We start from the raw sequence: 22,536 nt of genomic DNA on the forward strand, positions 1-22,536 counted from the left end.
GGCCTCACCGAGCCTGCGGCTGAGGTGAGGCGAGCGCGGCGTCCGGCGCGGCCTCGGGCATGGTCAGGCGCCGGACGCCCGGTACCGCCGCCGTGCCCAGGCAGGCCGTGCCGACCAGGACGGCCGCCGTCCACAGCGGGACGGAGGGGCCCCAGACGGAGGCGGCCCACGGTGCGAGCGCGTAGCCGAGGGGCGCCGCGGCCAGCGACAGCAGCCAGTCGTAGGACGTCACCCGGGCCAGCGCCTGCGGCGGGATGGTCATCTGCACGACGGTCTCCCAGGTCGGGTTGAGGACGCCGAGGCCGGTGAGCGCCAGCCCGTAGGCCGCGACGAGCAGGGGCGCGGGCGCGGCGACGGCGAACAGGGCGAGGGGCAGCGCCAGCGAGGCCAGGCCCACGTTGGCGACGAGGACGGGACGGCGCGGGCGGACGCGGGCGGCCAGCAGCGCTCCGGCGACGAGCCCGGCGGCGCCCACCTGGACGGTCGCGATCCAGACCCCCTCGCCGCCGAGCCGATCGACGGCGAGGGCGGGGCCGAGGGTGAGCAGGACGGCGGACGTGCCGTTCCAGACGCCGTGCGCGATCAGGCTCGTCCAGTACCAGTCGCGCGAGCGGACCTCCGACCAGCCCTCCGCCAGGTCGGCCCGCAGTGAGCGCCGCGGGATCGGGACGTGCCGGACGCGCGCCAGGGCGAGGATCGCCGCGCTTGCGGCGAACGACGCCGAGTCCAGCAGGAACGTCCAGCCGGGGCCGATGGTCAGCACGAAGGTGCCGGCGAGGGCGGGGCCGGCCAGGCGGGTGGCGCCGTTGGCGACGCCCATCAGGGAGTTGGCCTTCTGCAGCCCGGACGGCTCGACGGTGCCGGCGATCAGGGGTGAGACCGTCGGCGTCTGGAAGGCCGAGGCCGCGCCGCCGATCACCTGGGCGGCGGCGAGGTGCCACAGCCGAGGCTCGCCGCTCAGGAGTTCCAGCGCCGCGAACAGTTGCGCCGCGGCACCGGCGAGGTCGGTCGTGAGGGCGACGCCGCGTGCGTTCAGGCGGTCGGCGAGGACGCCTCCGAGGGGCAGCAGGAGCAGGCGCGGCACCATCGCGCAGCCGAGCACGAGGGCGAGCGCCGACGTGGAGCCCGTCGCCCGCAGGACGGCGAGCGCGAGCGCGGCGGGGACGGCGGCGTCCCCGGTCAGGGACAGGACGCGGGCGGCGAACAGCAGCCGGAAGTCCCGGCCGCGCAGGGGGTGGGTCATGGTCGGACAATATAGTTCGTTGCCGAACTAATCGCCAGGGAATTATTCTCCACCGAACGATGAAGGCGACTACGATCCCCGCATGGGCGACAGGGACCGGACCGACGACCACGTGGAGCGGTGGGCGCCGATCGTGCCCGACCTCGATCCCGACATCGAGGGCGCCGTGACCCGGATGGTCTTCTTCGTCAAGCACATCCGGCAGATGCGCGAGGAACTCCTCGCCGCCTCCGGCCTGCAGCGGCACGAGTTCGACACGCTGCACGCGCTCGCCGGGCGGCACGGCACCGCCGCGCCCTCCCGGCTCGCCGCCGACCTCGCCATGCCCCCGAACTCGATCACCGGGCGGCTGGACGCGCTGGAGCGCCGCGGCTTCGTCCGCCGGTCCCCGTCCGCCACCGACCGCCGCCGGGTCGTCGTCGAGTTGACCCCCGCCGGACGCTCCGCCTGGCGCGAGGCGATGGACGGCCTGGGCGTCGAGGAGACCCGCCTGCTCGGCGCCCTCGACCCCGCCGAGCGCCGCACCCTCGCCGACCTCCTCCGCCGCGTCATGCTCCGCGCCGAGCGGCCCGCCGGTCCGCCGCAGAGCCCTACGGGGTGAGGACCAGCCGTCCGCGCAGGCCGCCTGCTTCCAGCCGCGCGTGGGCCTTGGACGCCTCGGCGAGCGGGAGCGTGCCGGCGACGCGGGGCGTGAGGCGGCCCTCCTCCGCGAGCGCGGCGAGCCCGGCCATCGCCGCGGCGTCCGCGCGTATCCACACGTTGTGGACGGTGATTCCGCGCAGCGGGAGCGGGGTGGCCGGACCGCCGTTCACCGCCGCGAACCTCCCGCCGTTCCGGACGGCGTCGAGGGCCGCGACCGACAGGAGGGCGGCGTCGACGGCGCCGTCCACACCGCCCGGGACGAGCGCGCGGACGGCGTCCCCCAGGTGCGCCCCGCGCGGAACGAACATCTCCGCGCCGAGACCGCGCACCAGTGCCTCGTCGGAGGCGGAGGCCGTGGCGGCGACGCGCAGACCGCGGTGGGCGGCCAGTTCCACCGCGTAGCCGCCGACGGCGCCCGCGGCTCCCGTGACGAGCAGCGTGGCTCCCGAGGGCAGGCCGAGGAGGTCGAGCGCCTGGAGGGCGGTCAGCCCGTTCAGCGGGATGGTCGCCGCCTCGACCGCCGGGACCGACCGCGGCGCGGGCGCGACGGCGTCCGCGTCCAGGACGATCGCGTCCGCGTAGGCGCCCAGCGGCACGTCGAGCCGGTCCTTGAGGCCGATGACCTCGTCGCCCACGGCGATCCGCGTCACACGCCCCCCGACCGCGTCGACGGTCCCGGCGACGTCCCAGCCGATGCCGACCGCGGGCCGCGAGCCGAACGGCGGCATCAGCCCCGCGCCGGCCAGCGCCCCCGAGCGGGTCGCGGCGTCGACCGGGTTGACCGCCGCGGCCGCCACCCGGATCCGCACCTGGCCGGGCCCCGGGACGGGCACCGGAGCGTCGGAGAGCTCCAACGCGCCGGGCCCGCCGGGTGTCCTCACGATGATCGCGCGCATGGCGGTGACTCCTCGGACGAAGTGGGTTCATCTGCGGGAGAGGCCCCGCACCGGCCACTGTCGCCGGAACAGCCGCGGGCCGGAAGAAGTTACTTCGGAGTGCGTTCGGCACCCGGAGGTGAACCCGCGGCATGGCCACGATGACGGCGGCGGAGCGTCGCGAGCAGGAGAAGGCGGCGTTCGACGTCTACATGGACGGATGCCCCACCCACCAGCTGATGGGGATCATCGGCAACAAGTGGAGCATGCTGGTCCTCGCGGACCTGGCGCACGGCGCACGCAGGTACGCCGAGGTCGGCAGGGCGCTCCCGGGGGTCAGCGCGAAGATGCTCACGCAGACGCTCCGCTCCCTGGAGCGGGACGGCTTCGTGGCGCGCAGCGTGACTCCGTCCGTGCCCGTCCAGGTCGAGTACACCCTGACGCGGCTGGGCGAACGGATCGTGCCTCTGCTGACGTCCATCCGGGAGTGGGCCGACCGGCACATCGACGAGATCCACGCGGCGCGCGAGCGGTACGGCGAGGGGGCCGGTCAGGCCGTCGGGGCGGACGGCCGATCGCTAGGGTGAGGGCCATGAAGAAGTGGGAGTACGCGACCGTTCCGCTGCTGGTGCACGCGACCAAGCAGATCCTCGACAACTGGGGCCAGGACGGGTGGGAGCTCGTCACCGTCCTGCCGGGGCCGAACCCCGAGAACCTCGTGGCCTACTTCAAGCGCGAAGTCCAGTAGCGGCCCGTCGGAACAGCCCCCGTCGTAACGGACCTCAACGAGGAGGAATGCGCGATGAGCACGCCTGAAGAGCGGATCCGCGAGCTCGGCATCGAACTGCCGGAGGTCGTCCCGCCGGTCGCGTCCTACGTGCCGACGGCGCGGACGGGGTCGCTCGTCTACACCGCCGGCCAGATCCCGCTGGTCAAGGGCGAGCTGGGCGCCACCGGGAAGGTGGGCGCCGAGGTCAGCGCCGAGGAGGCGGCGCGCCAGGCGCGTATCTGCGCGCTGAACGCGATCGCGGCGCTGAAGGCGGAGGTCGGCGAGCTGTCGCGGATCGTGCGGATCGTGAAGGTCGTCGGGTTCGTCGCCAGCGCGCCGGACTTCCACGGCCAGCCGCAGGTGATCAACGGGGCGAGCGATCTGCTGGCCGAGGTGTTCGGGGACGCGGGCAGGCACGCGCGCAGCGCCGTCGGCGTCGCCGTCCTGCCACGGGACGTGCCGGTCGAGGTGGAGCTGATCGCCGAGGTGGCGTGAGGCGCCGGGCTTGACGGAACGCCATTCGGTATGTCCGAATGGCTCGCCATGGGGATCACCAACGGACTCAAGCTGCCCGAGTCGTTCCGGGGGCAGGTCGAGGACATCCTGGAAGGCCGGACCGACCCGGTGGCCGCCAAGGACGCGGCGACCGTGGTCGTGCTGCGCGACCACGACGAGCACGGGCTCCAGGCGTTCATGCTGCGCCGCGTCCGGTCGATGGCGTTCGCGCCCGGCGCCTACGTGTTCCCCGGCGGCTCGGTCGACCCGCGCGACGGGGAGGCGGCGCTGGCGTGGTCCGGGCCGTCCCCCGCCGAGTGGGGCAAGGCGTTCGACGCGGACGAGACGCTGGCCCGCGAGCTGGTGTGCGCGGCGGTCCGGGAGACGTTCGAGGAGACGCTCGTGCTGCTCGCCGGCCCGACCGGGGAGACGGTCGTGGACGACACGCGCGGCGACGACTGGGAGGCCGACCGGCAGGCGCTGCTGGACCGCTCACAGTCGTTCGGGGGGTTCCTCGACCGGCGCGGCCTCGTGCTGCGCTCGGACCTGCTGCGCCCGTGGGCGCACTGGATCACCCCGAAGATCGAGCGCAAGCGCTACGACACCCGCTTCTTCGTCGCCGCGATGCCGGCGGGTCAGCGGGCGAGGGACGTCAGCACCGAGGCCGACCAGGTCGCCTGGGTGAGCCCGGCGGAGGCCGCCGAGCGGGCGGCGCGCGGCGAGTGGATGATGCTGCCGCCGACGATCGCGACGCTGGCGGAACTCGCCGAGTTCGCGACCGTGGCCGACGTGCTGGCCGCGCAGCGCGAGATCGTCGTGCAGGAGCCGGTCGCCGAGATCATCGACGGCGACGCCTACCTCGTGCTGCCCGAGGGCGTCGCGCGGCACTACCCGCAGGGCTGAGAACGTGTCCCGCCGGGTGCCCCTGAGCCAGGCCCTCCTGTGGCGGCTGGCGGGCACCTCCGCGCTCCGGCGGCTGGAGCGTCTCGGCTGGAACCCGGCCCGTCACCCCGATCGCGCCTCGGGCAGGATGGGGGACATGACGGAGATCGACGGGATGGGTACCGACCGGGCGACCTGCGTGCTCGCCCCGAACCCGTCCGCCATGACCCTGGACGGCACCAACACCTGGATCATCGCCGAGCCCGGTGCCGCCGAGGCCGTCGTCGTCGACCCCGGGCCGAAGGACGGCGAGCACCTGCGGCGCGTCCTTCAGACGGTGGAGGCGCAGGGGCGGCGGGTCGGCCTGGTCCTGCTCACCCACGGGCACCCCGACCACTCCGCGGGGGCCGGGAAGTTCGCGAAGCTGGCGGGCGGGGTCGGGGTGCGGGCGCTGGACCCCCGGCACCGGCTCGGCGACGAGGGCCTCGCGGAGGGCGACGTCGTCACCACGGGCGGCCTGGAGCTGCGGATCATGGAGACGCCGGGCCACAGCGACGACTCGCTGACGTTCTGGCTTCCGGCCGACGGCGCCGTCCTCACCGGCGACACCGTCCTCGGGTACGGGACGACCGTGCTGGAGGGGAGGCTCGGCGACTACCTCGGCTCGCTCGACCGGCTCCGCAGGTTCTCCGCCGACCGGGGGGCCGCGACCATCCTCCCCGGTCACGGGCCCAAGCTGGACGACCCCGTCGCCGTCCTCGACCACTACATCGACCACCGCCGCGAGCGCCTCGCCCAGGTCGAGGCCGCCGTCGCCGCGGGCGCCCGCACGGCGCGGGAGGTCGTCGAGCGCGTCTACGCCGACGTGGACAGGTCCCTGTGGCCCGCGGCCGAGTGGTCGGTCCAGTCCCAGCTCGACTACCTCGCCGAGCGCGGGGCCGTCTGACCCCTCGGCTACTTCGAGCGCTTGCGGAGGCGCTCGATGTCGAGGATCACGACGGCGCGGGCCTCGATGCGCAGCCAGTTGCGCTGCGCGAAGTCGGCGAGGGCCTTGTTGACCGTCTCGCGGGACGCGCCGACGAGCTGGGCCAGTTCCTCCTGGGTGAGGTCGTGGTGGACGTGCAGGCCCGACTCCGACGGCTGGCCGAAGCGCTCCGCGAGGTCGAGCAGCGCCTTGGCGACGCGTCCGGGCACGTCGGTGAAGACCAGGTCGGCCATCACGTCGTTGGTCTTGCGGAGCCGCTGGGCGAGCGCGCGGAGCAGCTGCACGGCGACCTCGGGGTGGCCGGTGAGCCAGGGCCGCAGGTCGTCGTGGCCGAGCCCGGCGAGGCGGCACTCGGTGACCGCGATGGCGCTCGCGGTGCGGGGGCGCGGGTCGAACAGCGACAGCTCCCCGAACATCTCGCTCGGGCCGAGCACGCTCAGCAGGTTCTCGCGCCCGTCCGGCGCCGTCCGGGTCAGCTTGATCTTTCCTTCGAGGACGACGTAGAGCCGGTCCCCGGTCTCGCCCTCGTTGAACAGCGTCTGTCCGCGGGCGAGACGCACCTCGGTCACGTTGGCGCGCAGCGCCTTGGCACCCTGCTCGTCGAGAGCCTCGAAGAGCGGAGCTCTGCTCAGAACGTCCACGTCGCGATCGGTCACGCTATTCCTCCTCGAACACCTACTTGCCTAGTGTGACGTACGTCCCACCGCGTACGTGAAGGCAGGGTCACGGCGCGCCGAAACGCGGGACCAGGGGTGATCCGTCCCGGGGGGCGCCCCCGATCCCGTTCGCCCAGTGTACGGACCACCGGGTGAATGCCGTCACACCGGTCTCATCGCCCGTTACGGGATGGCCCGGGCAGGGTAGCGGCCGTGCTTTAACCTGAGCGGATGCAGACGTCCGAGCCCGGGCCCCCACCGCGCCGCCTGCCGAGGGGGCGCCACGCGCTTTCGCGCTCGGAGGTCGAGCGGGTGCACCGCGACCGGCTGTGCGGGGCCATGGCGGCGGCGATGGCGGAGAAGGGGTACGTCGGGACGTCGGTGGAGGACGTCCTGAAGCGGGCCAGGGTGTCCCGGCAGAGCTTCTACGCGCTGTACTCGTCCAAGTTCGACTGCTTCATGGCCGCCTTCGACCAGGCGGGCCTGCTGCTGTACCTCCAGCTGGAGGCGGCGATGCAGGGCGAGGGCGACGGGCCCGGACAGGGGCCGGCGCAGGGCGAGGGCGACGCGGCCGAACGGTTCGAGCGCGTCATGACCGCCTATCTGGAGGCGCTGGCGGCAGAACCCGCGTACGCGCGGCTGTTCCTGGTGGAGGTGTACGCGGCGGGCCCGGAGGCCGTCCGGCGGCGTACGCGCATCCAGCGCGACCTGGCGGCGAGCCTCGCCGACCTCATGGGCGTGACGGGCGACGCCGGCCGGTTCGCGTGCGAGGTCATCGTGTCGGCGGTGAGCTCGATGGTGACGCCGGCCGTCGCGGCGGGCGACATGGCGGCGCTGCGCGCGGTCGGGCCCCCGGTCATCGAGCACGTGCGCCTGCTGCTGCGCTCGGGCGTCCTGGACGGCTGATGCTCACCAGCGTGGTCGCGGCGCCGCGCGCGGGCGGGAGCGTGACGGTAAGCCGCCCGGACGGCCCGGCGGCGGTCCTGATGACCTTGTGCGTCCTCCCGCGTGTCACGCCGATGACGACGCGGGCGCCGGGGCGGTAGGACGCGGGGGTCGTGACGGTGGCGGTCCCGGCGGCGCGCAGGGCGAACCCCGTCGCGGAGGCGTTCGTCAGCGCGCTGAACTCCTGGGCCTTCGGCCGCTTGAGCGAGACCGTCCAGCCCCACTGCGTCCAGGTCGGGTCGACCGAGCGGTAGGAGGTCTTCGCGGGCGGGCGCGGCGGGGCGGCGAACGTCCGCATCAGCGGGCCCATGTGCTGCCGCAGGTCGCGGGCCCAGTACGGGAAGGTGTGGGTACCGAGCACGTAGTCGTCGTAGTGGCTGGGGATCTCCAGCGCTTCCAGCCGCCGGTGGAAGCTGGCGGTCGAGGCGTGCGCGAGGGCCTCGATGCCGATCGCGGCCGGGTCGGGGGCGGGCGGGTCGAGCGGCCCCGGGAGACCGGTGGCGGTGTGGAGCGCGAGCCGCATCCCGCGCAGGTTGGGCGCGAGGGTCGCCGGGTCGTGGCCGCGCCAGCCGGCCGCGTTCGCGAGCCGGGAGCCGAAGATCGCGTCGGGGTTCACGCCGTTGTCGAAGGCCGCGACGTAGGACACGATCCCGGTCGCGCCGACGGCGACGACCGGGTCGTAGGCGATGTCGGGCGCCCCCGAGAACGACGCGGCGGACACGAACAGCGCGGGGTGGCGGGCGGCGTAGCTCATCGCCCCGAAGCCGCCCTGCGACAGGCCCGCGACGGCCCGGCCCTCCCGCCGGGACACGGTGCGCAGGTTCCGGTCGATCCAGGGGATGAGCTGGGTGACGTGGAAGGTCTCCCACCTGGACGGCCCGAGCCTGGTGCGCGGGTCGGCCCAGTCGGTGTACCAGCCGCCGCCGTTGCCGTCGAAGCCCCCGTCCGGCATGACGGTGATCAGCGGCCTGCCGGCGGTGGTCCGCTCGGCGTCGCCGCGGTCGACCCAGTCGGAGGCGCGTCCGGACGTTCCGTGGAGCAGGTACAGGACGGGGAAGCGGGCGCCCGGACGGCGGTCGTAGCCGGTCGGCAGCAGGACGCGCACGTCCACGGCCCGCCCCAGTGCGGCCGTGCTGACGCGGAGCGCGTACTGGCGGTCGTCGATGCGCCGCACGTTCACGACGTGGACGCCGCCGGAGTCGGTGAAGCGGACCGCCCGTCCCGCCGCGTGGGCGGGCATGGCGAGTCCCGTGGAGGTCGCGGTGAGGGTCAAGGTGAGCGCGAGGACTCGGGTGCGCATGGGGGGCCTCCTCGGACGTGCCGGTCAGCGGCCTCCGGCGGGGCGGCGGGGCCGGTCGGGCTGGACGCGCAGCGTCGTGATCACGGTCGCGAGCATCTCGTAGTGGGCGGCGAGCATGGTCAGCTCGACGCACTCGCCCTCGGTGAGGTGGGTGCGCAGCCGCGTCCAGGTCTCGTCGTCCAGGTCCTGCTCGGCGTGGAGTCGGTCGGCGGCGGTGAGGATCGCGCGCTCGCGCGGCGTCCACCCGCCGGCGTCCGGGCCGGCCTTGAGGCGTTCCACGTCCGGCTCGCGCACGCCCGCGCGGCGCGCGAGCCGGACGTGGTGGCCGAACTCGTAGTGGCAGTCGCGCAGGTGCGCGACGCGAAGGATCACCAGTTCGGTGTCCCGGCGCGGCAGGGTGCCGCCGGGCATGAGCCGCCCGGCGAACCACAGCCAGCCGCGGAACAGCCCGCGGCGGCGCGCCAGGGTCAGGAACAGGTTCGGCGGCCCGGTTCCGGCGGCCCGGCCCGCGGCGCGGCAGGCGAGCCAGTTGACCACTCCCACCTCGCGGATGCCGCCGGGAGTGGCACGGGGCGCCGTCACCGCTCGGGATCCGGCTGCGGCGTGGTCAGCTCGACCTGCTCGTTCCTGGCGATCTCCAGGATGTCGCGCAGGCCGCGCTGGACGAGGTGGTCGGCGACCGGCTGCACGGCCATCCGGACCGGCAGGACGCCGCCCACCCACCAGGGGGCGACGATCCGCCTGGACCGGCGGGCGATCCCGCGCTCCAGCGCGTCGATCCCCAGCTTCAGCGGCGCGACGCCGAAGGCCAGCCCGCTCCGGGGCGACGCGTCCATCAGGGCGGACGCGGCCTCGGTGCCGAACCCGCGGCGCGTCATGTCGGTGTCGAGCTCGGCGAAGTACGCGACACCGGCCTTCGCGCCCCACGGGCGCAGTTCGGCCCGCAGCGTGTTGCCCAGCGCCTCCACCGCGGCCTTGGACGCGCTGTAGGCGCCCAGCAGGGGCGCGTTGACGGCCGCGGCCAGGGACGACACGGCCAGCGCGTAGCCGCGTTCATGGCTGAGGTGGGGCCCGGCCGCGCGCAGCGTGTTGTAGACGCCCAGCACGTTGACCCGCAGGCTCTGCTCCATGACGGACGGGTCGCCGCCGATGACCGGCATCTGCGCGGCCACGCCCGCGTTGGCGACGACCACGTCCAGGCCGCCCAGTTCCCGGACGGCGCCGTCGACGACGTCCTCGACCGTGCCGCGGTCGGTCACGTCGCACGTCCACCAGGGCGCCGTCCCGCACCCGGCGGCGACGTCCGAGAGGAGGTCGGGCTCCAGCCCGGCGAGCGCCACGCGCGCGCCGCGTTCGTGCAGCCGGGCGGCGAGCGCCGCGCCGATCCCCCGCGCGGCGCCGGTGATCAGCACGCGCCGTCCGGCGAGGGTCGCCGTCCAGCGGGACGAGTCCAGGATCATGCGGTGACCCTAACACTGGGGAACAGGGTTGTCTTTTTAAGATTGTTCACAAATCCACGTAATACGGGCGCGAGTCGGGTGTCTACTCCTGCGGTGAGCAAGCGACCCCCGAAGGTTGTGGTGAGATGCGTGCCTTGGGTTGGATGGCGTGGTGGTAGCGGGCGTGGGAACGCGGCCGGACGCCGACCTTCTGGCGGCCGCCGGGGAGGGCGACGAGGAGGCCTCGGACGAGCTGTTCCGGCGGCACCACACGGCGGTCCTGCGGTACGCGCGCGGACTGGTCCGCGACCAGCACCTCGCCGAGGACCTGACGAGCGAGGCGTTCACCCGCACGTTCGCGGCGATGCGCCAGGGCGGCGGGCCCCGGGACGCCTGCAGGCCCTACCTCTACACCGTCGTGCGGAACACGGCCACCGACTGGGCGCGCGGCGCCCGTCGCACCGTCGTGACCGACGAGGTCGCCGAGTGGGCCTCGGACTCCGAGGAGGAGCCACCGGACGTCGACGAACTGGACGCGCTCGTCCGCGCCTTCCGGTCGCTGCCCGAACGGTGGCAGACCGTCCTCTGGTACACGGTCATCGAGGACGAGCCCGTCGGGCAGGTCGCGGAGCTGCTCGGCATGGAGAAGGGCGCCGTCTCCCAGCTCGCGTTCCGGGCGCGCGAAGGGCTCCGGCAGGCGTTCCTCGTCGCCGGCTCCGGGGGACGTCCCGAATGCGCGGAGTTCACCGCCCAGCTCGCCGCGAGCGTCCGCCGTCCCGGACGCCGGCGCAGCCGCGCCCTGCGCCGGCACCTGGAGTCCTGCGAGGAGTGCCGGCGGGCCTCCAAGGAGATGGCCGACATCAACGGGCGGCTGCGGCGGGCCCTGCCCGTCGGCGCCGTCCTGCTGGGGGCGCCGTCGGCGTCGCTCGGCTCGCTCGGGCCCCTCGCCCCCGCGGCGTCCCTGCCCGGCTGGACCCTTCCGGCCGCGGTGGCCGGCGGCGTCGCCACCGGCCTCGCGATCATCCTGTTCACCACGGTCGGCGGCGGTCCGGGGGAGGACCCGCGCGCCGCACCGCCGCCCACGACGCCCACTCCGGCCGGGTCGGCACCGGAGGACGTCGCCCGGCCCGACTACACCGTCGGCACCCGGTCACCCGGTAGCGGCGCCCGGGTCCCCGGAGGTGGCGGCGACGGCGCGGCGTCGTCCGGTGCGGGCCCCTTCCGCGTGCGGAACACGACGCTGCAATCGTGCCTGGCGCCGAGTGGGACGTCCGTCGTGCAGCGCTCCTGCACCGACCCGGCGACCGGGTGGAAGCGCAGGAATACCGCCGGCGGCTTCACGCTGACGAGCAGTTCCACCGCCCGGTGCCTCAGCCGCGGGACGCCCGCCGCGGGCGTCCCGTGGGAGGGCGGAAGCGAGTACTCGGTGGTCATGGCCGCCTGCGGCGGCTCGAACCAGGTCTGGAGGCTGGTGCGGGTAGCGCCGTCGGTCTACCGGCTCGCCAACGGCGACGGCTACTACCTCCAGGCGAGCTGGTCGGGTCTGAAGCCGGTGACGCTGAAACCGTCCTCCTACGCGGGCATGGCCGCCCAGGGCTGGGCCGTCGAGGCCACCGGCTGACCCCCCGGGCTGACCGCACAGGCTGACCCCGTCGGCGGTCAGCCGTAGCTCAGGCGGTCGCGCGTACCGGCGGATTCGGCGGCGGGCTCGGCGTTGAGGGCGAGCCACGCGCGCAGGGCCATGTGCAGCTCCAGCCGGTCCGACGTCGCGTGCACGGCGTCCCCGAACAGATCGTCGAGCTGCCGCAGCCGGTACCGGACGGTCTGCGGGTGCAGGTGCAGGTGACCGGACACCTCCGTGGCGTTGAACCCGTGCTCCAGGCAGGCCAGCAGCGTCTCGGCGAGCCGGTAGCGCTGCGCCGGACGCGCGCCGAGCAGCGGCGCGAGCCTGCGGGCGATCACCTTCTCCACCAGCGCCCGCTCCCGCATCATCACCAGGATCGGCATGTGCCGCTCGGCCGGGATGGGCGTCGCGCCGCCGATCAGGCCCTGGCAGGCCAGGGCCAGGGTCTCGCGCGCCAGCCGCAGGGACGCCCCGACCTCGCCGATCCCGCCCGCCGGGCCGATCGCGGCCGTCCAGCCGTGCAGCTGCCGCTCCAGCATCCGGGCGCGGCCGGGGCCCTCCGGATCCGGGACGATCAGGCAGGGCTCCCCCAGGTGCAGGCCCATCAGGACGTCCGGCGGCAGCGCCGGGTGCCGCGCGTCGGAGCCGTGCTCGCGGAGGGCGACGGCCGCTAACGCGCGGGGCAGCGGCCAGTCCGCCTCGCGGGCGGCCCCCTTCAGGTCCGCCGGGGAAGCGCCGTTCAGCAGCAGGTCGAGCAGGTGCCGCCGGTGGTCCTGGAGGGCGCCCGCGGCCCGCGCGGCGGCGTCCGCGTGACCCTCGGCGACGATCGCCGCCAGCTGGTTCAGGTAGTCGAGCGCGGCGTTGGCGATGGCCGCGATGATCGCCGGGCTCGTCCGGCAGCCCATCCGCTCGGCGCGGTCGGTGAGCCGCTCGACGGCCAGGCCCGTCCCGATCCGCGTCGCCGCCTGCCAGGAGTCCAGCGTCCGCCCCTCGCTGGCCTCGCCGACCCCGATCTGCCGCCAGAACTCCACGACGTCCGCCGACGGGGCGGCTGGGTCGGCCATCAGCTTCAGGAAGTGCCCGATGGCGCACTCCACCCCCAGCTGCATCGCCTTGGCGTAGCGGGGATCGTGCGGCCGGACGAACTCCGGCAGCCGCCTCTCGATCAGGCGCACCGCCTCCGCGGCGATGCCGGGAACGTGCTCGCGAAGATCACCCGCGATCCGGGCGGCGCCCTCGAACGACAGGTCGAGCTCGATCCGCCGCACCGGAAGGCGGACCACCTGGCTGAGGTCGGACATGAGATCTCCTTCGGGGACGTCGTGCCCGGAGAGACGGCCCGCCCCCGCACCGATTACGCGGGTCGGCGCGACTTTCTCGTTCGGCCGGAACGGGGCCGCGAGGCTCTAGGCTGGCCGGTATGGCGACGGAGTCGACCCCGAAGGTGCGGGCTCGCAAGTGGAAGGACGAGACGCGGCTGGGGCTGGTGCGGCGGGCGCGCCGGATCAACCGGATCCTGGCCGAGACCTACCCCGACGCGCACTGCGAGCTGAACTTCGGCACCCCGTTCCAGCTCCTGGTCGCGACCGTGCTGTCGGCGCAGACCACCGACATGCGGGTCAACCTGACCACGCCCGCGCTGTTCGCCAAGTACCCCACCCCTGAGGACCTGGCCGCCGCCGACCCCGAGGACGTCGAGGCGATCCTGAAGCCCACCGGGTTCTTCCGCGCCAAGACCAAGTCGGTCATGGGCCTGTCGGCCGCGCTGCGCGACCAGTTCGACGGCGAGGTCCCCGGCCGCCTCGAAGACCTCGTCAAGCTGCCCGGCGTCGGGCGCAAGACGGCCAACGTCGTCCTGGGCAACGCGTTCGACGTCCCCGGCATCACCGTCGACACCCACTTCGGCCGCCTGGCCCGGCGCTTCGGCTGGACGGCCGAAGACGACCCCGTGAAGGTGGAAGAGGAGATCGGCGCCCTCATCCCGCGCAAGGACTGGACGATGCTGTCCCACAGGCTGATCTGGCACGGCCGCCGGATCTGCCACGCGCGCCGTCCCGCCTGCGGGGCGTGCCCGCTGGCGCGGCTGTGCCCGTCCTTCGGCGAGGGGCCGGTCGACGAGGAGACGGCGCGCAAGCTCGTCAAGCCCGGACCGTTCTCGTGAGCGGTGCCCCCGGCCGCCCGGGAAGGAACGGGGCCGTTCCGGAGTTGGGACCGACGTGACCGACGCCGCCCCCGACTGCCCCGCCTGGCTCGACCGCTTCCGCTCCGAGGCGCCGAGGCTGCCCGTGCCGCCCGTGTTCCGGCCCGCTCCCGCCGCCCGCGCCGCCGCCGTCCTGATCCTGTTCGGCGAGGGGCCGGTCGGCCCGGACGTCCTGCTCACCGAGCGCGCCGCCACCCTCAACAAGCACGCCGGGCAGCCCGCCTTCCCCGGCGGCCGCATCGACCCGGGCGACGACGGCCCGGTCGCGGCGGCGCTGCGCGAGGCGTGGGAGGAGACCGGCGTCGAGCCCTCCGGCGTGGACGTGCTGTGCACGCTGCCGGAGCTGTACCTGTCGCACAGCGAGCACCGGGTCACGCCCGTCGCCGGCTGGTGGCGCGAGCCGTCGGAGGTCGCGCCCGGCCATCCCGGGGAGGTCGCGACGGTCGCGCGGGTCCCGATCAGCGAGCTGGTCGACCCGGCGAACCGGATGATGGTGAGGCACCCGTCCGGGATCAGGGTCGGCCCCGCGTTCCACGTCCGGGACATGCTCGTGTGGGGGTTCACGGCGGCGCTGCTGACCCAGGTGCTGGGCGCGGGCGGCTGGGACCGGCCGTGGGACACCTCCCGCGTCGAGGACCTGCCCGAGGACGTCGTGAGCCTCGCCGCGCGCGACCGAGGGGTGAACGTCGCCGCACGCGACTGATCGGATGAACCTCGCCGCACGCGGCTGAGGCGTCTCGTCGTTTCCCACGAAATCGCCCCGCAGACTCGGCGGCCGTTCGTGCGCAGGTCAGGCGGGAGTTCGCGGTGGGTACGGCCGTCGTCACGGTCACGAGTCACCCCCGGCGGCTATCCGGCGCGCCTCAAACTGGTCCATCGAGGGGACGTGAAGCGGCGGCGCGGACCTATACGGTGAAGCGGTGCTGCACGACCACATTCTCGACCTGATCCTGCTCGTGCTCGTCGTGCTGTTCGGAGTCTCGGGCTACCGGCAGGGCTTCATCGTGAGCCTGCTGAGCTTCGTCGGCTTCGTCGGCGGCGGCGTCATCGGGGTCCTGATCGCGCCGCCGATCGCCGAGGCCGCGGTGGACGGCGCCGCGCAGCAGGCGCTGCTCGCCATCGTGGTCGCGTTCCTGTCCGCCACCCTCGGGCAGCTCGTCGCCTCGTCCGTCGGCGCCGTCCTGCGCAACCGGGTGACCGGGATGAACGCCCGCACCGCCGACGCGGTCGGCGGCACGTTCGTCAGCGCGCTGTCGCTGCTGGTCGTCGCCTGGTTCTTCGGCAGCCTGGTCGCCAACTCCGAGTTCAAGCCCGTCCGTACGCAGGTCAAGGGCTCCTCGATCATCAACGGCATCAACGACGTGATGCCGCCGCAGGCGCAGACGTGGTTCGCCTCGTTCCAGGGGTTCGTCAAGAGCAGCGAGTTCCCGCAGGTCTTCAACGGCCTCGGCGGCGAGTCGGTGGTGCAGGTGCCGCCGCCCGACGAGTCCGTCCTGAACACCAGGGGCCTGAAGGCGGCCAAGAACAGCATCGTGAAGGTGGTCAGCACGGCGCCGCAGTGCCAGCGCCGCATCGAGGGCACCGGGTTCGTGTTCGCGCCGCAGCACATCATGACCAACGCGCACGTCGTCGCGGGCGCGCGCGGCTCCTCGGTGGTGGCGACGATCAACGGCGACACCAACCGCGGGCGGGTCGTGCTGTACGACCCGAAGCGCGACATCGCCGTCCTGTACGTGCCGGGGCTGAAGGCGCCGGCGCTGGAGTTCGCCAAGGAGGCCCGCGTCCGCGACAACGCGATCATCGCCGGGTTCCCGAAGAACCAGCCGTTCACGCCCGGGGCGGCCCGGATCCGCGCCCGGCAGACGGCGCGCGGGCCCGACATCTACCACTCCGGCCAGGTCAGCCGCGAGATCTACGCCATCCGCGGCAAGGTCGAGCCCGGCAACTCCGGCGGGCCGCTGCTGTCCACCGACGGCCGCGTCTACGGCGTCATCTTCGCCGCCGCCCTGGACACGCCCTCCACCGGCTACGCGCTCACCGCCGAAGAGGTCACGCCCGACGCGCGCGCGGGCGCCAACGCCACGAAGCCGGTCTCGACACAGAGCTGCTCGGACTAGCGAGGGCTGCTCGGACTAGCGAGGGCTGCTCCGGCTAATCCGTGCTGAGGCGGAGTGTGATGGGGCCGTCATGAGGCTCTCGGGTCAGATCCCGTGCCTGCCGCACGATCCCTCGGACGTCGATGCCGTACGGAGGAGCCTCCTGGTACGGGACGATCCGGTCGGCGGCGCGGCTGAGGAGGGACTCGGCGCCGCGTGCGTTTCCACGGCGGAGATGGGTTATCCCTACGGCGACCTGAGCGAGGCCCCGCCAGAGCTCCCGTTCGGACTCGGGGGCAGCCTTCCAGACCGCCTCCAGCACCTCATGAGCGTGAAACGGGCGGTCGGCGTCGAGAAGGCGCTGCGCCTCGACCAGGGCTTCGGCCGGTGGCATGTCGAGGTCGTCCGGCATCGTGGGTATGCCGGTCGCGCCGTGCGGCAGTGGACGTCCGTAAGCGTCCCGTGGGCGTGCGTTGCGTGGGCGTCCCGACTCGTCCCGATCCCGCATGCCTCCACGGTACGCGGGTTCAGCGTTCCGGCCCCGGGTCGGTCAGCCAGTCGAGGAGTTGGGCGTCGAACTCCTGCGGACGCTCCTGGTGGGGGAAATGCCCTGCGCCCTCTATGAGCGTCCAACGGTACGGGGCCTTCACGTAGCGTCCGGAGCCCTGCGCGCTGGCCGGGAGGGTGCACGTGTCGAGCGCGCCGTGCACTTGGAGCGTCGCGGCGTGGATGGGCGTGCGCATGCGGTGCGCGTAGCGGATGCCGTCCGGGCGGGCCTGGGAGCGGATGAGCCAGCGGTGGTACTCCAGCGCGCTGTGGGCGACCCCAGGGATCTGCACGGCTTTCCGTACGAGCCGCTCGGTGCGCTCGTCCGGCCAGTCCGGTCCCGACCAGTCGTGCAGGAGCTTCCCGACCAGGGCCGCGTCGTCGCGGACCAGGCGCTTTTCGGGCCACAGCGGCACCTGGAAGCCGAACGTGTGGCGCGCCGCCCAGCCCTGCCCGCGCGGGTCGCCGGCGACGGCCTGCCGCAGCCGCAGCGGATGCGGGGCGCCCACCACCGCCAGCCGCTGGACGATCTTCGGGTGGTAGACGGCCATCGTCCAGGCGAGCAGTCCGCCCCAGTCGTGCCCGACGACGGTCGCGTTCGCCTCGCCCAGCGCGCGGACGAGCCCGGCGGCGTCACCGGCCAGCGTGACCAGGTCGTATCCGCGCGGCGGCTTGTCACTGCCGCCGTAGCCGCGCAGGTCGACGGCCGCCGCCCGGTAGCCCGCGGCGGGCAGCGAGACGAGCTGGTGGTGCCACGACCACCAGAACTCGGGGAAACCGTGCAACAGCAGGACGAGCGGCCCCTGGCCGGCCTCGGCGACGTGGAAGCGCGTCCCGCCGGCGCTGATCTGCCGGTGCGTCCACGGCCCGTCGACCTCGATCAGCGACGCCTCGTGCCCGGGCACGGCGCCGGTCAGCCCGTCAGCTCGGGATTGCCGGAGTCGCCGCGGTGGCGCAGGGCGGCGAGGTCGTCCTTGAGCGTCTTGCGGGTCCGCTTGGCCCCTTCGATCTTGCGGATGCGGAAGTACCCGATGGCGAGCAGGACCAGGGCGAGGAGCAGGTACACCCCGGCCACGATGAGGAACGCCGCCCAGTGCCAGATGCCCGCGGCCACGAGCCCGTAGGCGAACGCGATCGACAGCAGGATGACGATCAGTCCGCCGATCAGCGCGGCGATCGTGAACATCACGCTGCCCAGCGCGGCCTTCTTGGCGTCGGCCTTCAGTTCCAGCTTGGCCAGGTCCATCTCGGCCCTGATCAGGTCGGAGACGCTGCTCGACGCCAGGGCGACCAGCTCGCCGAGGGACTTGTCCTCGACGCGCTCGCCCGGTAGTGCCTCGGACATATGGCTTTTCTCCTTAGTCCGGGCGCGCGCGCAGACGCACCCTTCTCCGGAAGACGACGGCCGCGGCCGCCGAGGCGAGAATGCTCGCGATCAGGACCGCAGTCGTCACTCTCTCGAATTGTGACGGGTCGGTATAGGCCAAACCGCCGATCAGCAGCGAAACGGTGAAACCCACCCCGGCCAGAAGCGCGACTCCCGCGATCTCGTGCCAGTGCAGGTCCTCCCCGAGGGTCGCAAGGCCGAGCCGCACGGCCGTCCACGCCCCGCCGAGGACCCCCACGAACTTACCGACCAGGAGTCCGGCGATCACCCCGAGGGCCACCCGGTCGGTGAACACCGCGCCCAGCTGCGCCGCGCCGAGGCCCACGCCGGCCGACACGAAGGCGAACACCGGCACGGCCACGCCCGCCGAGAACGGCCGCAGCGCGTGGTCGGCGCGCTCGGCGTTCGTCGGCCGCCCGTCCGGTGTCTCCTTCGGGCTGGTGAGCATCCCCAGCGCGACGCCCGCGACGGTCGCGTGGATCCCGCTCCGCTGGAGGAAGTACCAGGCGAGGACGGCGACAGGCACGTACACCCACGGCGATCGGACGTCCCGGTGCTGAAGCCAGCCGTACACCCCGATCAGCGCCGCGCTGAGGAACAGCGGCGTCCAGTGCAGGGTGTCGGTGTAGAAGAGCGCGATGATGGTGATGGCTATCAGGTCGTCCACCACTGCCAGCGTCAGCAGGAACGCCCGCAGGGACGCCGGGCATGAGGTGAACGTCACGGCGAGCACCGCCAGTGCGAACGCGATGTCCGTCGCCGTCGGCACCGCCCACCCGCTGGACGCGCCCGGCGCGCCCGCGCTCACCGCCAGGAAGATCAGCGCCGGTACCGCCACCCCGGCCGCCGCCGCGATGACCGGCAGCGCCGCGTCCCGCGGGTTTCGCAGCTCGCCGTGCGTCAGTTCCTCGCGCAGCTCCAGCCCGGCGATGAAGAAGAAGACCGCCAGCAGCCCGCTGGACGCCCAGTGCTGCACGTCCATATGACCCAGATGCAGCCAGTGCGGACCGATCTCGAACGTCTGAAGGCTCTTGTAGGCGCCGTCCCACGGCGTGTTGGCCCACACCAGCGCCGCGACCGCCGCGAGCAGCATCACCACGCCGCCGATCGTCTCGGTGCGGAGCGCGCTCGCGACCTGGATGCTGTAGCGGACGGTCGGACGGAACGGCCACGTTGCTGCAACGCGGCGTTTCACGGGCGGGCGCGCCATAGAGAGAACCCCTGGGAAAGCGGCGGACGGCTGGACAAGGCCACGGCCCGCACGATCACTACGGGACGTGCCTGCCGACCAGACTTCCCGGCGCACCTGGGGACATTTTACCTGGCCCGCTCATAGGAGAGCCCAATGCCCCCGGCTCGGACGCCGAAACGGCCCGCGCCCCGGTGTGCCGGGCGAGGGCCGTTTGCGGAGCCGGCGTGTGCCGCGAGGGTCAGTCGTCCGACTTGGCGCTGGGCAGCTTCTCGGAGATGAGGTCCATCACCGTGCTGTCCGCGAGCGTCGTGACGTCGCCGATGCTGCGGTTCTCCGCGACGTCCCGCAGCAGCCGCCGCATGATCTTGCCGGAGCGGGTCTTCGGCAGCTCCGGAACGATCATGATCTGGCGGGGCTTGGCGATCGGGCCGAGGGTCTTGGCGACGTGCTCGCGCAGCTCCCGCAGGAAGTCCTCGCCCTCGACGTCGCCGGCGTCGCCGCGCGGGATCACGAACGCGACGATGGCCTGCCCGGTGACCGGGTCCGTCGCGCCCACCACCGCCGACTCGGCGACCTTCGGGTGCGACACCAGCGCAGACTCCACCTCCGTCGTGGAGATGTTGTGCCCGGACACGAGCATGACGTCGTCCACGCGGCCGAGCAGCCACATGTCGCCGTCCGCGTCCTTCTTGGCGCCGTCACCGGCGAAGTACAGGCCCTCGAAACGCGACCAGTACGTCTTGACGTACCGCTCGTCGTCGCCCCAGATCGTGCGGAGCATGCTCGGCCACGGCTCCCGGATCACCATGAACCCGCCGCCGCCGTCCGGCACCGAGCGGCCCTGGTCGTCCACGACGTCCGCGGCGATGCCGGGGAGCGGGCGCATCGCCGCGCCCGGCTTGCCCTCGGTGATCCCCGGCAGCGGGCTGATCATGATGGCGCCGGTCTCGGTCTGCCACCACGTGTCGACCACTGGGGTCCGGTCGGCGCCGATGTTCCTGCGGTACCAGACGTAGGCCTCGGGGTTGATCGGCTCGCCGACCGACCCCAGCACGCGCAGGGACGACAGGTCGTACCGGGCCGGGATGTCGTCGCCCCACTTCATGAACGTGCGGATCGCCGTGGGCGCGGTGTAGAAGATGGACACCTTGTACTTCTGGATGACGTCCCACCAGCGGCCCTTGTCGGGGGTGTCGGGCGTTCCCTCGTAGATGACGCTGGTCGAACCGTTGGCGAGCGGCCCGTACACGATGTAGGAGTGGCCCGTCACCCACCCGATGTCGGCCGAGCACCAGTAGACGTCCGTCTCCGGCTTCAGGTCGAACACCGCCCAGTGCGTGTAGGCGCACTGGGTCAGGTAGCCGCCGCTGGTGTGCAGGATGCCCTTCGGCTTGCCCGTCGTCCCCGACGTGTACAGGATGTACAGCGGGTGCTCGGAGTCCATGGGCTCGGCGGTGTGCTCGTCGCTCTGCCGCTCGACGACGTCGTGCCACCACAGGTCGCGCTCGTTCTCGGCCACCTGCTCGCCGGTGCGGCGCACGACGAGCACGTGCTCGATCGTCGGCGCCTGCGCGACGGCCTCGTCCACGATGCCCTTGAGGTCGGACGGCTTGCCGCGGCGGAAGCCGCCGTCCGCGGTGATGACCAGCTTGGCCTGCGCGTCGTCGATGCGCGTCCGGAGGGCCTCCGCGGAGAAGCCGCCGAAAACCACCGAGTGGGTCGCGCCGATGCGGGCGCACGCCAGCATCGAGATCGGCAGCTCCGGGATCATCGGCAGGTAGATCGCGACCCGGTCGCCCTTGCGGACGCCCAGTTCGAGCAGGGCGTTGGCGGCCCTGTTCACCTCGCCCTGGAGGTCGGCATAGGTGAGGGTGCGGGAGTCACCAGGTTCCCCCTCCCAGTGGAACGCCACCTTCTCGCCGCGTCCGGCCTCCACATGCCGGTCGACGCAGTTGTAGGCGACGTTCAGCTCGCCGCCCACGAACCACTTCGCGAACGGCGGGTTGCTCCAGTCCAGGACGTCGTCCCAGCGCTTCGTCCAGGCGAGCCGGTCCGCCTGCTCCGCCCAGAAGCCCAAGCGGTCCTCGGCGGCGCGCTCGTAGGCGTCGGCCTTGACGTTCGCCGAGGCGGCGAGGTCCGCGGGCGGGGGGAAACGGCGCGTCTCCTTCAGAAGGTTCGACAGTGTTTCTTGGCTCTGGCTCAACGCGAACTCCTTGCTAGCTCAAGCGGGGGTCGCCCGGTATCCCCACTTCACCAGGTAGGTCCCGGTCCCCACAAGGCCGCGATCCCGGGTGTCGGGGGGACGGGCGCGATCGGCGCTCTCGGCTCCCGATCCTGCTTTGCGATGCCCGACACAGCGGGCCTTCCCACCTCCGGCGCCGGGGAACCGTTTCCGTTCCCCGCCCCGGTGGGCCGCTGCGTGAGTGCTCTGGACGACGGCATAAAGTCAGGCCGTGACCGATGCTCTAGCTGATGTTGCGAACCTTCCCGGCGTCGTCGACGCCGTCGACGAGGCGCGCAGGGCCGTGGACCGGTTGCTGGGCCACCGCGTCCTGCGGCGGCGCAGCGCCGAGGTGTCCACGGAGTCGGCGCTGCGCGGCGCCCGGGCCTCCGCCGTCCTCGACGGCGCCTCGGTCACGCTGGACGAGCTGCGGACCACCGACCACCCGTCCGACCCTGTCGTGCAGGGGGCGCTGCGCGTGTCGGCCGAGCTCGGGACGCTGACCGAGGTATGGCGCAAGGCGCCGCGGCAGGCACTGGCGCGCCTGCACGTCCTCGCTGCGGCGGACGCGGTCGACAGCGCCGATCTGGGACGTCCCCGCTCCGGCGATGGCGTCGTGAAAGACGTTCTCGGACTGGGGGAGCCGCCTTCGCCGTCCGAGGTGGCGGCCCGCCTGGACGCGCTGAGCGGGCTGCTGACCGAACCCACCAGAGCACCGGCTCTCGTGGTCTCGTCGATCGTGCACGGCGAACTCCTGACTCTGCGTCCGTTCGGCTGGGGAGACGGCATCGTCGCCCGTGCCGCCCAGCGGCTCACCCTTGTCGCACGCGGGCTCGACCCCAAATCCCTGGTCGCGCCTGAGGTCGGGCACCTCGAACTCTCCGACGAGTACGCCGAGGCCCTTCGCGCCTACACGTCCGGTACGTCGGAGGGCGTCGCGCGATGGATCGTCCACTGCTCCTCGGCCATCGCGGCCGCCGCGCGGGACTCGCAGGCCATCTGCGAAGCGTTCATGCGCGGCTGAGACCGTCACCTGGTG

Annotated in this window: 24 protein-coding genes; 12 read left to right on the forward strand and 12 right to left on the reverse strand. The window is 73.3% G+C overall.

Features of this window, described 5'->3' with window-relative positions:
- Window positions 1-4 precede the first annotated feature (4 nt).
- Window positions 5-1,243 carry an MFS transporter gene (locus AB0H37_RS01400; RefSeq protein ID WP_360610566.1) on the reverse strand — a complete coding sequence of 413 codons (1,239 nt, stop codon included), beginning with the start codon at window positions 1,241-1,243 and terminating at the stop codon, window positions 5-7.
- A gap of 82 nt (window positions 1,244-1,325) precedes the next feature.
- Between AB0H37_RS01400 and AB0H37_RS01405 the strand changes: the two genes are divergently transcribed.
- On the forward strand, window positions 1,326-1,844 hold the full coding sequence (locus AB0H37_RS01405) for a MarR family transcriptional regulator (protein WP_360610568.1): 519 nt from the start codon (window positions 1,326-1,328) through the stop codon (window positions 1,842-1,844).
- Here the strand turns inward: AB0H37_RS01405 and AB0H37_RS01410 are convergent.
- A complete protein-coding gene (locus AB0H37_RS01410; protein ID WP_360610570.1) occupies window positions 1,834-2,781 on the reverse strand; it encodes an NADP-dependent oxidoreductase in 948 nt (315 codons plus the stop codon). The two genes, AB0H37_RS01405 and AB0H37_RS01410, sit on opposite strands and share 11 nt — an antisense overlap.
- 131 nt (window positions 2,782-2,912) lie before the next feature.
- Here AB0H37_RS01410 and AB0H37_RS01415 point away from each other — a divergent pair, with 131 nt between their 5' ends.
- The 5 genes from AB0H37_RS01415 to AB0H37_RS01435 are packed head-to-tail and all read left to right on the forward strand — an operon-like array spanning window position 2,913 to window position 5,852.
- A complete protein-coding gene (locus tag AB0H37_RS01415; RefSeq protein ID WP_179838205.1) occupies window positions 2,913-3,347 on the forward strand; it encodes a helix-turn-helix domain-containing protein in 435 nt (144 codons plus the stop codon).
- 5 nt (window positions 3,348-3,352) lie between these two features.
- Window positions 3,353-3,508 carry a DUF4177 domain-containing protein gene (locus AB0H37_RS01420; RefSeq protein ID WP_149264350.1) on the forward strand — a complete coding sequence of 52 codons (156 nt, stop codon included), beginning with the start codon at window positions 3,353-3,355 and terminating at the stop codon, window positions 3,506-3,508.
- Window positions 3,509-3,562: 54 nt separating this feature from the next.
- The gene (locus AB0H37_RS01425; protein ID WP_179838204.1) at window positions 3,563-4,024 is read left to right on the forward strand and encodes a RidA family protein; all 462 of its coding nucleotides are present in this window, start codon (window positions 3,563-3,565) and stop codon (window positions 4,022-4,024) included.
- Window positions 4,025-4,072: 48 nt separating this feature from the next.
- Window positions 4,073-4,927, forward strand: coding sequence for an NUDIX hydrolase (locus AB0H37_RS01430; protein WP_360610738.1), 855 nt, complete (start codon window positions 4,073-4,075; stop codon window positions 4,925-4,927).
- Window positions 4,928-4,931: 4 nt separating this feature from the next.
- A complete protein-coding gene (locus AB0H37_RS01435) occupies window positions 4,932-5,852 on the forward strand; it encodes an MBL fold metallo-hydrolase (protein WP_360610573.1) in 921 nt (306 codons plus the stop codon).
- Between the two features lie 8 nt (window positions 5,853-5,860).
- Here AB0H37_RS01435 and AB0H37_RS01440 read toward each other — a convergent pair whose 3' ends face one another.
- On the reverse strand, window positions 5,861-6,547 hold the full coding sequence (locus tag AB0H37_RS01440) for a Crp/Fnr family transcriptional regulator (protein ID WP_021591516.1): 687 nt from the start codon (window positions 6,545-6,547) through the stop codon (window positions 5,861-5,863).
- 231 nt (window positions 6,548-6,778) lie between these two features.
- Here AB0H37_RS01440 and AB0H37_RS01445 point away from each other — a divergent pair, with 231 nt between their 5' ends.
- Complete coding sequence (locus AB0H37_RS01445) at window positions 6,779-7,453, forward strand: TetR/AcrR family transcriptional regulator (protein ID WP_329097593.1); 675 nt, start codon at window positions 6,779-6,781, stop codon at window positions 7,451-7,453.
- On the opposite strand, the gene AB0H37_RS01450 is transcribed toward AB0H37_RS01445, so the two are convergent.
- From AB0H37_RS01450 to AB0H37_RS01460, 3 genes are read right to left on the reverse strand one after another with little or no spacing between them, the layout of a single operon-like run.
- Window positions 7,404-8,792, reverse strand: a complete 1,389-nt coding sequence (locus tag AB0H37_RS01450) for an alpha/beta hydrolase family protein (RefSeq protein WP_360610577.1) — start codon at window positions 8,790-8,792, stop codon at window positions 7,404-7,406. The genes AB0H37_RS01445 and AB0H37_RS01450 overlap by 50 nt on opposite strands.
- A 24-nt stretch (window positions 8,793-8,816) precedes the next feature.
- Window positions 8,817-9,374 (reverse strand): carboxymuconolactone decarboxylase family protein, encoded by a 558-nt coding sequence (locus AB0H37_RS01455; protein WP_179838201.1) that lies wholly within the window; start codon window positions 9,372-9,374, stop codon window positions 8,817-8,819.
- Window positions 9,371-10,252 (reverse strand): SDR family NAD(P)-dependent oxidoreductase, encoded by an 882-nt coding sequence (locus AB0H37_RS01460; protein ID WP_329097598.1) that lies wholly within the window; start codon window positions 10,250-10,252, stop codon window positions 9,371-9,373. The genes AB0H37_RS01455 and AB0H37_RS01460 overlap by 4 nt, the downstream gene beginning before the upstream one ends.
- Window positions 10,253-10,415: 163 nt before the next feature.
- Between AB0H37_RS01460 and AB0H37_RS01465 the strand changes: the two genes are divergently transcribed.
- Window positions 10,416-11,852 carry a sigma-70 family RNA polymerase sigma factor gene (locus tag AB0H37_RS01465; RefSeq protein WP_360610580.1) on the forward strand — a complete coding sequence of 479 codons (1,437 nt, stop codon included), beginning with the start codon at window positions 10,416-10,418 and terminating at the stop codon, window positions 11,850-11,852.
- A 38-nt stretch (window positions 11,853-11,890) separates the two neighbouring features.
- Here the strand turns inward: AB0H37_RS01465 and AB0H37_RS01470 are convergent, their stop codons facing one another.
- On the reverse strand, window positions 11,891-13,156 hold the full coding sequence (locus tag AB0H37_RS01470; RefSeq protein ID WP_360610582.1) for a helix-turn-helix domain-containing protein: 1,266 nt from the start codon (window positions 13,154-13,156) through the stop codon (window positions 11,891-11,893).
- 119 nt (window positions 13,157-13,275) lie between these two features.
- Here AB0H37_RS01470 and nth point away from each other — a divergent pair, with 119 nt between their 5' ends.
- The 3 genes from nth (at window position 13,276) to AB0H37_RS01485 (ending at window position 16,172) form a co-directional block, all read left to right on the forward strand.
- Complete coding sequence (gene nth / locus AB0H37_RS01475) at window positions 13,276-14,016, forward strand: endonuclease III (protein ID WP_360610584.1); 741 nt, start codon at window positions 13,276-13,278, stop codon at window positions 14,014-14,016.
- 118 nt (window positions 14,017-14,134) lie between these two features.
- Window positions 14,135-14,758: a CoA pyrophosphatase gene (locus tag AB0H37_RS01480; RefSeq protein WP_329098478.1), complete on the forward strand. Its 624-nt coding sequence runs from the start codon at window positions 14,135-14,137 to the stop codon at window positions 14,756-14,758.
- 217 nt (window positions 14,759-14,975) lie between these two features.
- Window positions 14,976-16,172, forward strand: a complete 1,197-nt coding sequence (locus tag AB0H37_RS01485) for a MarP family serine protease (protein ID WP_179838195.1) — start codon at window positions 14,976-14,978, stop codon at window positions 16,170-16,172.
- A 34-nt stretch (window positions 16,173-16,206) separates the two neighbouring features.
- Here AB0H37_RS01485 and AB0H37_RS01490 read toward each other — a convergent pair whose 3' ends face one another.
- The 5 genes from AB0H37_RS01490 to acs form a co-directional block, all read right to left on the reverse strand.
- Window positions 16,207-16,659 (reverse strand): DUF309 domain-containing protein, encoded by a 453-nt coding sequence (locus AB0H37_RS01490; RefSeq protein WP_179838194.1) that lies wholly within the window; start codon window positions 16,657-16,659, stop codon window positions 16,207-16,209.
- A 19-nt stretch (window positions 16,660-16,678) separates the two neighbouring features.
- Window positions 16,679-17,602 (reverse strand): alpha/beta hydrolase, encoded by a 924-nt coding sequence (locus tag AB0H37_RS01495; RefSeq protein WP_179838193.1) that lies wholly within the window; start codon window positions 17,600-17,602, stop codon window positions 16,679-16,681.
- An 8-nt stretch (window positions 17,603-17,610) separates the two neighbouring features.
- The gene (locus tag AB0H37_RS01500; RefSeq protein WP_179838192.1) at window positions 17,611-18,042 is read right to left on the reverse strand and encodes a phage holin family protein; all 432 of its coding nucleotides are present in this window, start codon (window positions 18,040-18,042) and stop codon (window positions 17,611-17,613) included.
- 13 nt (window positions 18,043-18,055) lie between these two features.
- Window positions 18,056-19,279 carry a Na+/H+ antiporter NhaA gene (gene nhaA / locus AB0H37_RS01505; protein ID WP_360610588.1) on the reverse strand — a complete coding sequence of 408 codons (1,224 nt, stop codon included), beginning with the start codon at window positions 19,277-19,279 and terminating at the stop codon, window positions 18,056-18,058.
- Window positions 19,280-19,514: 235 nt separating this feature from the next.
- On the reverse strand, window positions 19,515-21,479 hold the full coding sequence (gene acs, locus AB0H37_RS01510) for an acetate--CoA ligase (RefSeq protein ID WP_329097611.1): 1,965 nt from the start codon (window positions 21,477-21,479) through the stop codon (window positions 19,515-19,517).
- Window positions 21,480-21,729: 250 nt separating this feature from the next.
- Between acs and AB0H37_RS01515 the strand changes: the two genes are divergently transcribed.
- Window positions 21,730-22,521: an oxidoreductase gene (locus AB0H37_RS01515; protein WP_329097613.1), complete on the forward strand. Its 792-nt coding sequence runs from the start codon at window positions 21,730-21,732 to the stop codon at window positions 22,519-22,521.
- Window positions 22,522-22,536 lie beyond the last annotated feature (15 nt).

Source organism: Actinomadura sp. NPDC023710, assembly GCF_040639875.1.
In the GTDB taxonomy this organism is placed as follows: domain Bacteria; phylum Actinomycetota; class Actinomycetes; order Streptosporangiales; family Streptosporangiaceae; genus Spirillospora; species Spirillospora citrea.